The sequence below is a fragment of the Thermostichus sp. MS-CIW-34 genome, from assembly GCF_054060435.1.
This window is the reverse complement of the sequence record NZ_JBSSDE010000036.1, coordinates 19,551-32,135: the sequence shown is the minus strand read 5'-3', so window position 1 is coordinate 32,135 and position 12,585 is coordinate 19,551. Positions and strand designations below refer to the sequence as shown.

The 12,585-nt window shown below is 58.0% G+C and carries 12 protein-coding genes; 6 read left to right on the top strand and 6 right to left on the bottom strand.

Annotated elements, in window-relative coordinates; genetic code table 11:
* Positions 1-61 precede the first annotated feature (61 nt).
* From ACVWYY_RS11650 to ACVWYY_RS11635, 4 genes are all read left to right on the top strand, one after another.
* Positions 62-1,390 (top strand): FAD-dependent oxidoreductase, encoded by a 1,329-nt coding sequence (locus tag ACVWYY_RS11650; protein WP_457440628.1) that lies wholly within the window; start codon positions 62-64, stop codon positions 1,388-1,390.
* 109 nt (positions 1,391-1,499) lie between these two features.
* Positions 1,500-2,225 (top strand): glycerophosphoryl diester phosphodiesterase membrane domain-containing protein, encoded by a 726-nt coding sequence (locus ACVWYY_RS11645; RefSeq protein WP_457440626.1) that lies wholly within the window; start codon positions 1,500-1,502, stop codon positions 2,223-2,225.
* 97 nt (positions 2,226-2,322) lie between these two features.
* Entirely contained in the window at positions 2,323-3,021 is a 699-nt protein-coding gene (locus ACVWYY_RS11640; protein ID WP_457440624.1) for a hypothetical protein, read from the top strand.
* Positions 3,022-3,131: 110 nt separating this feature from the next.
* The gene (locus ACVWYY_RS11635; RefSeq protein WP_457440622.1) at positions 3,132-3,941 is read left to right on the top strand and encodes a glycerophosphoryl diester phosphodiesterase membrane domain-containing protein; all 810 of its coding nucleotides are present in this window, start codon (positions 3,132-3,134) and stop codon (positions 3,939-3,941) included.
* 58 nt (positions 3,942-3,999) lie between these two features.
* Here the strand turns inward: ACVWYY_RS11635 and mnmA are convergent, their stop codons facing one another.
* Both mnmA and ACVWYY_RS11625 read right to left on the bottom strand, forming a co-directional pair.
* Positions 4,000-5,106, bottom strand: a complete 1,107-nt coding sequence (mnmA, locus tag ACVWYY_RS11630) for a tRNA 2-thiouridine(34) synthase MnmA (protein ID WP_457440620.1) — start codon at positions 5,104-5,106, stop codon at positions 4,000-4,002.
* Between the two features lie 102 nt (positions 5,107-5,208).
* Positions 5,209-5,958 carry a HEAT repeat domain-containing protein gene (locus ACVWYY_RS11625; protein ID WP_414413786.1) on the bottom strand — a complete coding sequence of 250 codons (750 nt, stop codon included), beginning with the start codon at positions 5,956-5,958 and terminating at the stop codon, positions 5,209-5,211.
* A gap of 503 nt (positions 5,959-6,461) precedes the next feature.
* Between ACVWYY_RS11625 and ACVWYY_RS11620 the strand changes: the two genes are divergently transcribed.
* The gene (locus ACVWYY_RS11620) at positions 6,462-7,346 is read left to right on the top strand and encodes a hypothetical protein (protein WP_457440618.1); all 885 of its coding nucleotides are present in this window, start codon (positions 6,462-6,464) and stop codon (positions 7,344-7,346) included.
* Positions 7,347-7,567: 221 nt separating this feature from the next.
* On the opposite strand, the gene ACVWYY_RS11615 is transcribed toward ACVWYY_RS11620, so the two are convergent.
* On the bottom strand, positions 7,568-8,155 hold the full coding sequence (locus ACVWYY_RS11615; protein ID WP_414329849.1) for a hypothetical protein: 588 nt from the start codon (positions 8,153-8,155) through the stop codon (positions 7,568-7,570).
* A gap of 307 nt (positions 8,156-8,462) precedes the next feature.
* On the opposite strand from ACVWYY_RS11615, the gene ACVWYY_RS11610 reads away from it, so the two are divergent.
* Positions 8,463-9,404: a hypothetical protein gene (locus ACVWYY_RS11610; protein WP_457440616.1), complete on the top strand. Its 942-nt coding sequence runs from the start codon at positions 8,463-8,465 to the stop codon at positions 9,402-9,404.
* Between the two features lie 47 nt (positions 9,405-9,451).
* On the opposite strand, the gene ACVWYY_RS11605 is transcribed toward ACVWYY_RS11610, so the two are convergent.
* The 3 genes from ACVWYY_RS11605 to selD form a co-directional block, all read right to left on the bottom strand.
* Positions 9,452-10,588 (bottom strand): ABC transporter permease, encoded by a 1,137-nt coding sequence (locus ACVWYY_RS11605; protein ID WP_457440614.1) that lies wholly within the window; start codon positions 10,586-10,588, stop codon positions 9,452-9,454.
* A gap of 171 nt (positions 10,589-10,759) precedes the next feature.
* The gene (locus tag ACVWYY_RS11600) at positions 10,760-11,257 is read right to left on the bottom strand and encodes a hypothetical protein (protein ID WP_457440612.1); all 498 of its coding nucleotides are present in this window, start codon (positions 11,255-11,257) and stop codon (positions 10,760-10,762) included.
* 143 nt (positions 11,258-11,400) lie between these two features.
* A complete protein-coding gene (gene selD / locus ACVWYY_RS11595; protein ID WP_414406871.1) occupies positions 11,401-12,468 on the bottom strand; it encodes a selenide, water dikinase SelD in 1,068 nt (355 codons plus the stop codon).
* Between the last annotated feature and the right edge of the window lie 117 nt (positions 12,469-12,585).

Below are 12,585 nucleotides of genomic sequence, written 5' to 3'. Positions count from 1 at the left end.
CGGGATACCGCCATTCTGTTTGGAAACAAACAGAATGCTATCGCTGCATAGTTGAACAGTGATGTTCAGCAGTGTTCAGCGTAAATGTATCAGCATGGGCAAAGTTGTCATCATTGGGGCGGGGTTGGCCGGCTTGGCTTGCGCCAAAGTGCTGAGCCAGGCGGGGTGGAGGGATGTCCTGGTTCTGGAAAAAAGCGATGGCCCTGGGGGGCGGGTGCGTACCGACAAGGTGGATGGCTTTCGCCTAGATCGCGGTTTTCAGGTGCTGTTCACCGCCTATCCCAAAGTGCGACAGCATTTGGATCTGGGCAAGCTCGATCCCCGTCCCTACCGGCCCGGCGCTATTTTGGCTCAACCCGGTCGCTGCTGGCTGTTGGGGGATCCCCTACGGGATCTGTCCAGCCTTCTCCCCTCTTTGCTCAACCCCTTGGCCAGCTTTGGGGACAAGCTCAAGGTGCTGCAATTGCGATCCGAGCTGGCGCGCCGCAGCCCGGAGCAGGTTTTTCAAGAAGGGCTAGGGGGATCCGATTGCTCGCTGCGGGAGTTTCTGGAGCAGTACGGCTTTTCCCAACAGATCTGCCAGCACTTTTTCTACCCCTTTTTCCGCGGGATCCTTCTAGATCCGGATCTGGGCAGTAGCGCCCGCCTCTTTGCCTTTTATTTCAAGATGATGGCCGAGGGATCCATTGTCACCCCGGCCTTGGGCATGGGAGAACTGGCCCGACAACTGGCCGGTCACCTGTCCCCCGAACAGATTCGCTACCAAACCCCGGTGGAGCGCATCCTGGCAGAAGACGGGAAAGTGGGCGGGATCCGCACCGCCGGCGGAGAGGAGATCCCTGCCGAGTGGGTGGTCTGCGCCACCGAGGCCCCTCAGGCGCGGGCCTGGCAAGCAGAGCTCTGTCCCCATGCCGCTATGCCCATCCCCACCCAGGGACGGTCGGTTACCTGCCTCTACTTCTGCGCTCCCTTTTCTCTAGCCCGCGGCGCCTACTTGTACCTCAACGCTGGCGTCCAAGGCAGGATCAACCACTGGGTTCAGCTCACCCGCATCAGCCCGGCACTGGCTCCTCCTGGCCAACACCTCTATTCGGTGACAGTATTGGGGGATCCCCCCTTAAGCGACGAGGAGCTGGCCCAAACCTGTCGGGCCGAGCTGCAGGTCTATTTTCCCAAAGCCCCCTTGAAACAGTTGCGCCTGCTGCGGGTGTATCGCATCCCTTTTGCCCAGTTTTTGCAGCCGCCTAGCTTCCAGCAGCATTTGGTTCCCACCTATAGCGGTCTGCCAGGCCTTCTCTGGGCTGGGGAATACACCCACCAGAGCAGCATCGAGGGATCACTGCGCAGCGGCGAACAGGCAGCAGCATGGATCCTGCAAAAATCGGCCTAGATCTGTAAAAAAAAGCAATGTAGACTTTCTTAACTCTACTCCCCGAACCAAAGCCGGGATCCCGTGGTATGAAGGGGGTGGACTGGATGCCGACGAGGATCCCTCCGCCATGCAAAACGCCACCCTTAGCCCAATCCCGCTCCTGCAGCGATCGTTTGAGTTGGTAGGCCCCATCTATGGGCCGCTGCTGATCCTGGCCTCTCCTGGCTTTGTCGTCATTGCCATCATCGCGGAACTGATCCCACTTTTCGGGGGAATCTTTAGCTTGGCCTATATCCTAATCGGCATGCCCATCCTGACAGGAGCAGCCTTGTGGCTGGTGGATCAGCACCTGAAGGGGCAAGCTCCCCTACTGGGCAACAGCCTCGACCGAGCTGCCTCGAAGGCAGTACCTCTGGTATTCGCCAACATCCTGTTGGTGTTGATTGTCTCGCTGGGGATGCTGCTGCTTGTACTTCCCGGCATCTACTGGGGGGTAAGGCTGGCTTTCGCTCTCTGCGCGATTGTTTTGGAAGACAAAGGAGTCACAGAAGGGTTGGGCTACAGTTGGAACCTTGTCAAGGGTCGCTGGTGGGGAGTGTTTTGGGCACTTCTTATGGTTGTCTTCATGGCAATGATTGTGGCACCTTTTGCTGGAGCTTTCATCTTTGGCTTCACGGTAGGTGTGATTTCGCCTTCCGCTGAGACCTTTGCTGACAGAATCGTGGAAGCTGGAAGCCCTGTGGCTGGGATTGCTGCCATCACGGCAGTCGTGCCTATCCTGAATGTCTACGTCGTGCTCCTGTTCCGATCCCTGCAACAATTGAAGGGGCAGGCGGTCTCCTATTGGGGATAGCAAAAAGGGGGTTCCCCGTGCCTGGCTTTGAGATGAGAAGGGATCCCTTCTTGGGATTTCGGCTCAACCCGAGATGTCCTAGGTGAGATCCCGTGGTATGAAGGGAGTGGATCGGATTGCCCAGGAGGATCTCTCCGCCATGCACAACGCCACCCTTAACCCGATTCTGCTCTTGCGGCGGTCGTTTGAAGTCGTAGGCCCCATCTACTGGCCGCTGCTGATCCTGGCTTCTCCTGGCTTTGTCATTCTCATCGTCGCGGAGCTGATCCCACTTCTCGGGGGGATCCTCTTCATTGTTGTTGCACCGATCCTAGGCGGAGCAGCCTTGTGGCTGGTGGATCAGCACCTGAAGCGGCAAGCTCCCCTGCTGGGCAACAGCCTCAACCGAGCTGTCTCGAAGGCAGTGCCTCTAGTTCTGGGCACCCTCTTAGCAGCACTCCTCTCTTTCCTTGCCTTCATCTTTCTGATCATCCCAGGCATTTATGTAAGGGTTAAGCTGGCTTTCACGTTTTGTGCCATTGCTCTAGAAAATCAAGGAACTACAGGAGGGCTGCGCTACAGTTGGAATCTCGTCAAAGGTCGTTGGTGGGGCGTGTTTTGGGCCCTTCTGATTGGGGACTTTATTCTCGGTTTTGGGGTTGTTGTACTTGTCAGTAGAGTTGTGGCTGATTTTGGCGACTCTGTGGTGAACGTAGTTAGGGCTGCCGCTGCCACAGCCGTTCAGCCCATCTTCTGGGTCTATTTGGTGCTCCTGTTCCGATCCCTGCAACGATTGAAGGGGCAAGCAGCCTCCTAGTTTCCGCTTTTGCCCCCATTGGGGATAGCAAAAAGGGTGCTCCCCGTGCCTAGCTTTGAGATGAGAAGGGATCCCTTTTTGGGATTTCGGCTCAACCCAAGATGTCCTAGGTGAGATCCCGTGGTATGAAGGGGGTGGACTGGGCTGCCCACGAGGATCCCTCTGCCATGCAAAGCGCCACCCTTAGCCCGATTCTGCTCTTGCGGCGGTCGTTTGAGTTGGTAGGTCCCATCTACTGGCCGCTGCTGATCCTGACCTCTTCTAGCCATATCGCGTTCTTCGTTGTAGGTCTGACCTCACCTTCCCTCGGGATGATCCTCTCCTTGCTCCTCCTGGCCTATGTCCTAGTCGGCGCGCCCATCTTGACAGGAGCAGCCTTTTGGCTGGTGGATCAGCACTTGAAGCAGCGAACTCCCTTGCTGGGCAATAGCTTGGATCAGGCTTTCTCTAAGGCAGTGCCTCTGATATTCGGCAGCCTCCTGGTGAATCTGATTTCCTCACTAGGGATGCAGCTGTTTGTGTTTCCCGGCATCTATTGCCGGGTAAGGCTAGCTTTCACCCTCTGCGCAATTGCCCTGGAGGACAAGGGTGCCACAGAAGGGTTGGGCTACAGTTGGAACCTGGTCAGGGGCCGTTGGTGGGGGGTGTTTTGGGCATTCCTGGTCGTGGTTTTGATCTTCGGCATCTCAATCCTGCTTTTGCCTTTTGTTGTGGCGATCTTGGGAGCTACCCTAGCTGCAGTTGTAACTGGGGGTAATACCGACATCATAGGACTTGCGCTTCTGGTTTGGGCGCCTGTGGTAGCTCTCTTAGCAGTTGTGGTCGGGTTTGTCGCTTTCACGGCAGTCACGCCTATCTTCAATGTCTACACGGTGCTCCTGTTCCGATCCCTGCAGCAGCTGCAAGCGCAAGCAGCGTAGTTTGGCTTGCCCTCACCCCCAATCCTTCCCCCCTGGCGAGAGGGAAGTTGCAGTTGGCCTAGGGAGAAGGGCGCTCCAGGATCCCTCCCCCCAGCAGGAGATCCCCGTGGTACCAGACGGCGGCTTGGCCAGGAGTGACCCCAAACTGCGGCTCGGCAAACTGCAGCTTTACCCGCTCTGGCGATTCCGGGATCACCATGGCGGGCACTGGGGGGGTACGGTAGCGCACCTGAACCTCAACAGCCAAGGATGCCGTCGGCGCCGGGATAGAGACCCAGTTGACTTGGCTTACCCACGCTTCAGCCTGGGTAGCCTCCTCCCGTTCCCCCACGACAACGCGGTTCATGGCCGCATCGATGCGCACCACGTAAAGCGGACGGGAAGAGGCAATCCCCAACCCCTTGCGCTGGCCCACCGTGTAGTGGTGGATGCCCTCATGGGATCCCAGCACTCGCCCCTGGGTATCGACGATTTCCCCTGGCCTTTGCCCAAGGTACTGATCCAAAAAGCTCCGCATCGAGCCATAGGTTTCAATCAAGCAGAGATCCTGGCTTTCGGGCTTGTCGGCTGTAACCAGCCCGTAGCGGGCAGCCAACTGACGGGTTTGGGCCTTGGTGTACTCGCCCAAGGAGAAGAGGCTATGGGCTAGGTGCTCTTGGCTGAGGTCGTAGAGGAAATAGGACTGATCCTTTTGCCGATCCACCGCCCGCAGCAGTTGATAGCGCCCCGATTCGGTGTCCAAGCGCACCCGTGCGTAGTGGCCGGTGGCAATCTGGGAGATGCCCAGCTTTTCGCGGGCATAGGCCAGCAGGGGGCCGAACTTCACCGTTTTGTTGCATTGGGAGCAGGGCAGGGGAGTAATGCCCTCCGCGTAGCCGGCTACCAGGTAATCGACAATGTTGGCCTGGAACAGCTCGCGGCTATCCACCACATGGTGCGGGATCCCCAGCTGCTCACAAACAGCTGCCGCATCCACCAAGCCTTCGGTACAGCACTGCCCCTTCCCCCTCATGAGCCAGAGGGTGACCCCCTCCACGGCGTAGCCCTGTTCCTGCAAAAGGGCCGCCACCGTAGAGCTATCCACACCCCCAGAAAGGGCCGCCACAATGCGGGGCCGCGACGGGGATGCAACAGGTGAAACCGATGAGTGGGGGCTGATAACCATTGAGACAAGGGATCCTAGGAAAAGAAAGGCTCAGCCGGAAACAGAGGAGGCCTCTCTCTGGGGATTGGGGAACCCGGAACAAGCTGAGCCGGGATCTTTACTTTAGCCTTCCTCAGAATTGGCTGGCCCGGATCCCTTCTCAGGGGTGGTTTCTGAGATGCCCCTTTGCCGCAAGCGCCGCAGCGAATCCAGAGCCGCCGCCGCAACGCTATCGTGGGGATCCCTGGCCAGGTAGTTGAGAGCAGAAACGCTCTTGGGAGAGGGCAAATTGCCCAAGGCCTGGGCCAGCCGCTGCCGCACCAGCCAATCTTCCGATTGGGCAAACTCCAGAATCCGATCCAACGCCCGCAGATCCCCCAATTCCCCCAAAGCCGCGATGGCCGCTTGCTGCAGCAAAACCTCCGGCCCATCCAAGGCTCGCAGAAGCACCTCGTAAGCCCGCGGATCCTTCAAGTTCCCCAAGGCCACCGCCGCGCTGAAGCGCACCAGCCACTCCACATCTTCGTAAAAGGCGCGCACCAGGGCCTCAAAAGCCCGCGGATCTTCCAAATAGCCCAGGGCACCTGCCGCGTCGGCGCGAATGCCATAATCCGGGTCTTGGGTGAGGATTTCCAGCAATTTGGGCAGACAGGCGTCCGTTTGCTTGATCCCCAGGGCAAAGACGGCAAAAGAGCGCACCTGCAGGTTCTCATCGTCGATGACCTGCAAAATCAGCGGCACCGCCTGCTCTGCCGGCACATCCCGCAACTGGGCCAAGGCCACCATCCGGTCTGCAGAACGCGGGCTGCGCAAGCGTTGAGCGATCTCCTGTAAACGGGCGGGGTTGGCGGGATCCAAAGCAGAGACAGTCATGGCGTTAACAAATATTTACAATCTTTCTTCAGTATGGCAAACGAGGCTGCGCTTGGACAGAGGCCGTCTTTGTCTGGCCCGGTCGGGATCTCTGGGGACATGGTGCCACTGTTTCGATCGACAAATCCTAGCACTGTTGTCGAGAAAAGCAGGTTGACTTGGCCCCATCACGAAGATTTTGGATATTTTGGTGGAGAGGATACGAGGCTGATACATTTACGCTGAACACTGCTGAACATCACTGTTCAACTATGCAGCGATAGCATTCTGTTTGTTTCCAACCAGAATGGCGGTATCCCGCAAAGCTTTGAGTAGAATACCCAAAGCGCAGTTTCCGTGTCGTCTTACTACCAATTTTCTGCTTTGCTTTGGCTACCATGTTGGCAGACTCGAAAGTAAACAGAAAGATTAACTGGTAGTAATCCGTACTGAACATATTATACATTATTTTCAGTATAGTTGAGCTTATTATTGACTAGAGTCATGCTCTCCCGGTGGTCTCTATGCTGAAATCGCTGCCTGCTCGCCCATTGTCCTGCTTTCTTGTAGCCGGCCTGCTGTTGGCAGGGGGCGTTGCGTTTTTGGCCCCCCGTTGGTTCCCGGCTCTGGCCAACGAACAGGCTGTTCCTGAGGCCGAACTGGCGCTTCGGCCCCTCTTGGCTCCGGGATCCCGGATCCTCAGCTCGCGGCGATTGAGCGACACAGAAGCGGAAATTTGGGTGGAGTCTCGGGGGGGAACCAGCCCTGTGATCATGCGGCTGAATGCTGCAGGGACTTGGGAACAGGATATGAGCGCCACCTTGGCCCGCGGAGCCAGCCAGATGCAAGCTCTCGCCCGGCAACAAACGGTGAACTTGCCTGCCGGCTTTGGCCAGACCGCCCCCGATCAACCCCCGCCGCCGGTGCCCTCCCTTCTGCAGGCTACCCAAGCTGCCTCTAGCCTGATCCCGCCAGTGGATCGAGAGCAGGAAACCCAGCGGGCCTTGAGTGGGGCTGGCCGTGTGGATCCCTTTGTGCCTCAAAACGTGCGTGCTCCTGAACCGCAGATTGTCCTGCCGCCCCTGCCTCCACCTCCGGTTTTGCCCCCTCCTGGCAGCGGCAATGGCGCCCCTGTAGCCGTGGCCACCCCGATCCCAACGCCTACCCCCGACCCGGCTGCCTTTGCCCGCAGTGTACAGGTTTCCGGGATGATACAGATCGGCGGCGAGTCCTTTGCTCTGGTTTCTGGCCCAGGTGTCATTCCCGCTGTGGTGCAGGCCGGGCAAAACTACCAAACCGCCAAGGTGGCCGGAGTATCGGTGCCAGAGCGACGGGTTGTGCTCTCGGAAGGGGGAGAAACGGTCGTGAAGCAAATGGAAGACACCAGCGTGATTGTAGGTGCGCCCTAGCTTCAGCAGCAGCAAGACACCGACGGTAGAACGGGCTTATTCCAAGTAGCAGCCAACTAGCAGTAAAACAGTTGGCTGGCTTGATTCCCAACTCCCCCTTCCAGAGGGGCCGGGGGCAAGGGTCAGAGGCTACTTGAACGGGCTCGGAACAACCCTAGTTGGAAGATAGGAGTTGCCAGATCTCCAGATCCCGAGATCTTGGCGGCAAGGCCGAGAAGACTTCAAAAGCGGGGTTCACTGCTGAGGCGGGAGGGCTGCTGTTTGAGATAACGCAAAAACTCCCGCAGCTCGGCGTCGCTGAGTTGGTGGCGAGATTTCTTCTGAAAGCGACGTTCCAAAAACTCTTGTCCTTCCTTGCGGCCCCAGCCAATGCGCTGCATCTCCACATCCGTTTGGGCAATGATGTCCGATAGGTCATCTCCATAGGCCGCCGGCTCACTTAGACCGGGCAGCTCTGGGGAACTTGGCTTTGCAGGGATCCCTATCGACTCGGGGGCTGGAGAAGCAGGGGAAGACTGAGCGTGTCCGTTGGCCAACTCAGGAGTTGGCAGATAAGGCACCCTGGCGGCAGCAGAATCCATGCCCAAACTCAAAGAGGAAGTGGGGCGACCAAATCCTGCGTGGTGGAGGGCGCGCTTCAAGGCAGCATCTTCCGCCTCTTCGACGGTGTTCGAGCCAGCCATGCCACTGCCCAAAACCGTGTTGTTCACCACCACCTGGGCTCTGACAATGTAGATCCCTTCTTCCACCCGCAACAGATCGGTGAGCAAGCTGCCCATGGGGTACCGCTCTCGAAAGTCTTGGATCATGTTGGCGTCAGAACCTGTTGCTGCTGAAGCTCTGAATACAAGCTAGCCCGAAAGTTAACTTGGCATCCAGATCTCAATCCAATCCCACCCTCAATATCGACATTGAATTGATATAAAGCGAGAGATCTCAACAAGAGGGAGCTGTCCGAGCAGATAACATCCCGGCTGGTGAGGGTATGCTATGGCCAAGGAATCCAGTTATATTAAGCAAGCGTCAACCCACGTGGCTGGCTTGGAAAACCTGAATTATCAGCAGCTCAGCCTTGACTCTTAGCTCTATTGTCGGCGCCAAGATAGATGGGGGACTATGGCCAGCGATACCATCGGGGTCAGCTCAGCGAGTTTGGGACGGGCAGCCATTCGAGAGCGCAACTACGGCACTGCTTTGCAGTTGCTCCGGCGAGCTTATCGTGCGGATCCCAGCCCAGAGAATGCCCGTTGGCTGGCCACCGCCTACGAGGAGGCGGGTTACCTTCAATTGGCCGCTCTGTACCGAGAATTGGCCCAAGAGCGCAGGGAGACTCCCAAAGCGATTCAATTTCAGGCCCCCAAACCTCCCAGCACCCTTGAGGAGCTGAAGCAGCCATCTCCTGAACCGCCGGATCGCAAGACCATTCCCTTGCCGCAGCCGATCCCACGCCCAACCCCACCCGCATCTCCTCCGGATCAGCCAATTTGGGTTTACAAGCCCACCCCCATCGATCCCAAAAGCATCAGCCGCCAAGCGCCCCTTCGACCTCAAGCTGCAGAGCCTGCCCCTTCCCCTCAACCATCGGCGGAGAGGGACGACTATCTGCCGGTTCAGCACGCCCCGGATTTGAAAAACCCGCAGCAGGGATCCCCCTTTGTGCGGCGACTGAACCAACTGCATCGCCAGTTTAAGGATCAGCCCACAGCGGAACTGGCGCTACAACTGGCGGAAGCCTACGACGAGCAAAAGAACTTTAAAGAGGCCCAGCGCTACTACCGAGAGGTTTTGGATCTGGATGACTCTTGGCTGTTACGACCGATGGTGCAAGAGCGCCTAGAAGAGCTGCGGCAACTGCAGGAGCCAACAACCGAACAGAATCCTTGGGCAGATCTCTCAGCCCAAAACTTGCTCAAGCTAGGAGAAAAGTTGGAACAGGAAGGGGAAGTGGCTCGTGCCGAGCAAGTTTACCGGCAGATCCTGAAAATGGATGCCACCCTGGATGTCCATGCTAAGGCTCGCAAGGGTCTAAACCGGCTCTATCCCGACGGAAAGCGGTGATTTGCAGGCCACTCCATTCCCCTCACTCGGCGCAATGGGGAAGCAGCTCACCCTTCCCGAGGATCGAGGGCGTCCCGCAAACCATCCCCCAGCAGGTTAAAGGATAGAGAGGTCAGCACCACCATCAAAGTGGGGGCCAGCACCAGCCAGGGCTGTAGGATGATCACCGAAGCGTTGGTGGCCAGCGAGAGCATGTTGCCCCAAGAGGCATCCGGCTGTTGGATCCCCAACCCGATGAGGCTCAGCACCGACTCTGCCGCAATGTAGCCGGGCACCGCCAAGGTTGCCGAGATCACCACATAAGTAGCTGTCTGGGGCAAAATATGGCGCACCAGCAGATACAGGGATCCAGCCCCGGCTACCCGCGCTGCCTGCACAAAGTCCCGCTCTCGCAAGGACAGCACCTGCCCACGAATCACCCTGGCTAGGCCCGCCCAACCCACAAAAGAGAGGATCACCACAATCACCAAGAAGCGCTCGGCATTGCTGAAAGGCACCCCGGTAAGCGGATTTACCTGCAACACCGCTGCCAGCGACACCAGCAGATACAGCGTCGGAATCGACATCAACACCTCTGCCAAGCGCATCAGGAGCGTATCCACCCAGCCCCCAAGGTAGCCGGATATGGCCCCCACCAGCAGACCAATGGGGAAAGAGATGCCAATGCCCACCAAGCCGATAAACAGGCTGACGCGCCCACCATAGACCAAGCGACTGAAATAGTCTCGACCTTGATCATCGGTGCCCAGCAGGTGCAGCCGTGCCAGATGTGGCTCTTCGCTGATTTGCGATCCCACCTGTCCCTCTTCTGCAACAGGCCGCAGCGGGACGGTGCCGAACAGATGCCGATTGGAGGGGATCAACCCCAACCAACGGTAGGGAGTACCGGCCACAAACAAGCGGATCCCGGCTGGACGGCTGGTATCCACCAAGAGCGGGCGTTCTCCCGTTTCCAGATCCACTGGCCCCTGGCGGGTTGGATAAACGTGGGGCCCAATCCAAGCGCCCGATTCATCCCAAAAGTGAATGGCGGTGGGCGGCAGAAGGGATCCCCCCGGTTGAGATTCCAGTGGGCTGTAGGGGGCAACGAACTCGGCAAAAATGGCGCAGGCGTAGAAAACAAGAAGAATGTAGGCTCCTGCTTGGGCCCATCGATTGCGGCGAAGCCGTTTCCACCACTGCATAAGGCAGAGATTCCAGTCGAGTCCAGTTGAACCAAATGCCAACGCAAATTGGCTTTCAGTGTAGCTGATCGTGTCTTGTTCCAGTTGCAGAGAGGGGCTAGAGGTGAGGGCCGGCAGCCTGTCACCGATTCCCATCAGCAGGACGAGTCCCTTCCCCAGTCCAAGACAAGCTCAGCCTGCCAAGGAATAGCTGGGGCTATAGCGGGCCATCATCTCCATCCGCACCGCAGCAACCGTCTGGGGCAGCACCCCCACCAGCCGTGCCAAAATGTCATCTGGCAATTGGCTGACCAAATCCGCAGAGAAAAATTCCTCTAAGCTAAAGAGCAAAATCCGCGCCCGTTGCGCCGGCAGAGGATTATCGGTGATTTGCTGCAGCCAACGCATCCAGTGCAGCCGCTTGGCATAGGCACTTTGCCGCTCTTGGTGGTCTTGCGGATGCAGCAAAACCACATCCCCAATGGGGACAACGCCGCCGGACTCCACATCCAATGGCCCCCCCACCGCAGCACCCGGCCCGGCAAACTCAGCATGAAACGTCTTGCAGATGATCAGGGCGTTGTGCCGCTGGGGATCCACCATCAGCAATTGCCCACTGCTGAGGGTTCGAATCAGCTGGCCAGGCTCAACTCGCTGAACCAGACTACGGCTGGGGGGAAGCTCGCTCATAGATCTCAGGATATCCTAACCTTCCCTTGCCTTACATGATATCTTTAACTTTCTCAGAGCTGCTTGACGCAATCTTCATACTGAGCCCTCTATCGAGACTTTGCATGAGACTTTGCATGGTGAGTATTGCCAGAGGGTCTTCTTCAGGCTGCCGCTGGGCTGAGGCTGATCTTGCCGGTAACATGGATTCTGGTGTCTCCAGCTTGGCATCGGCCAATGCGACGGGCGTAGGGATAGCCGGCACTGTGCAGCTCTTGCAAGAGGTCTGAGGTGTAGCCGGGATCCACCGCCACCAGCAAGCCCCCGCTGGTTTGGGGATCTGCCAGCAGCAGTTGCTGCCACTCGGGCAGGGATTCTGCCTGTACCCCCTCATAGCCCTGCCAATTGCGACGAGCCGCCCCTGGAAAGATCCCCGCCTCTGCCAGCGAGAGCGCTTCTGCCAAAAACGGAATGGAAGCCAGATCCAAACTGGCCCCCACCCCCGAGCCGCGACAGACTTCCAGCAAGTGTCCCACCAGGCCAAACCCTGTTACATCCGTCATGGCGTGAACTTGCGGTCGCCGAGCCAGTTGCGAGCCGATGCGATTCAGCTGGGTCATCACCTGCAAAACTTCCGCGTAGCCTGCCGCACTGAGCTGACCCTTTTTCAGAGCGGTGGTCATCACCCCGATCCCCAGCGGCTTGGTCAGGATCAGATCGTCCCCGGCTTGGGCCGTGGCATTGCGGCGAATGTGGTGTGGATGGGCCAAACCTGCTGCCACCAAGCCGAAGATGGGCTCCGGCGAATCGATGGAGTGCCCCCCTGCCAAAGGGATCCCGGCTTCTTGGCAAACCTGGATCCCTCCGGCCATGATCCCTTGGATGGCCTGCATCGGCAGGGTATTGACCGGCATGCCCAAAACCGCCAAAGCCAGAATGGGAGTGCCCCCCATCGCGTAGACATCGGAAAGGGCATTGGTTGCCGCGATCCGACCAAAATCCACCGGCTCATCCACAATCGGCATGAAGAAGTCGGTGGTCAAAATTAGGGCTTGGTGGTCGTTTAGTTGATAGACAGCCGCATCATCGCTGGTTTCAGCTCCCACCAACAAAGCCGGATTTGGGGATAGCAGGGGCACATCCTTAAGAATTTGTTGCAGCAGGGCCGGGGCAATTTTACAGCCGCAGCCACCGCCGTGGGAGTACTGGGTGAGGCGAATGGGAGCATCCATAAATTCAAGAAAAGGGAAAAAACATCAGCTGACTTTACTGTAGCGGCATCTGCGGGCAGTCGAGAAATGGACACGCTGAGTTAAGGTTAAAGGGATCCCACTATCCATAGCGTTGCC

What these genes read in the sequence shown, in the direction of transcription:
- ACVWYY_RS11620 (WP_457440618.1), top strand. Translation starts at nt 6,462, where the DNA reads ATGCTGAAATCGCTGCCTGCTCGCCCATTGTCCTGCTTTCTTGTAGCC.
- ACVWYY_RS11615 (WP_414329849.1), bottom strand. Translation starts at nt 8,155, where the DNA reads ATGATCCAAGACTTTCGAGAGCGGTACCCCATGGGCAGCTTGCTCACC.
- ACVWYY_RS11600 (WP_457440612.1), bottom strand. Translation starts at nt 11,257, where the DNA reads ATGAGCGAGCTTCCCCCCAGCCGTAGTCTGGTTCAGCGAGTTGAGCCT.
- ACVWYY_RS11650 (WP_457440628.1), top strand. Translation starts at nt 62, where the DNA reads ATGTTCAGCAGTGTTCAGCGTAAATGTATCAGCATGGGCAAAGTTGTC.
- ACVWYY_RS11605 (WP_457440614.1), bottom strand. Translation starts at nt 10,588, where the DNA reads ATGCAGTGGTGGAAACGGCTTCGCCGCAATCGATGGGCCCAAGCAGGA.
- ACVWYY_RS11645 (WP_457440626.1), top strand. Translation starts at nt 1,500, where the DNA reads ATGCAAAACGCCACCCTTAGCCCAATCCCGCTCCTGCAGCGATCGTTT.
- selD (WP_414406871.1), bottom strand. Translation starts at nt 12,468, where the DNA reads ATGGATGCTCCCATTCGCCTCACCCAGTACTCCCACGGCGGTGGCTGC.
- mnmA (WP_457440620.1), bottom strand. Translation starts at nt 5,106, where the DNA reads ATGGTTATCAGCCCCCACTCATCGGTTTCACCTGTTGCATCCCCGTCG.
- ACVWYY_RS11640 (WP_457440624.1), top strand. Translation starts at nt 2,323, where the DNA reads ATGAAGGGAGTGGATCGGATTGCCCAGGAGGATCTCTCCGCCATGCAC.
- ACVWYY_RS11610 (WP_457440616.1), top strand. Translation starts at nt 8,463, where the DNA reads ATGGCCAGCGATACCATCGGGGTCAGCTCAGCGAGTTTGGGACGGGCA.
- ACVWYY_RS11625 (WP_414413786.1), bottom strand. Translation starts at nt 5,958, where the DNA reads ATGACTGTCTCTGCTTTGGATCCCGCCAACCCCGCCCGTTTACAGGAG.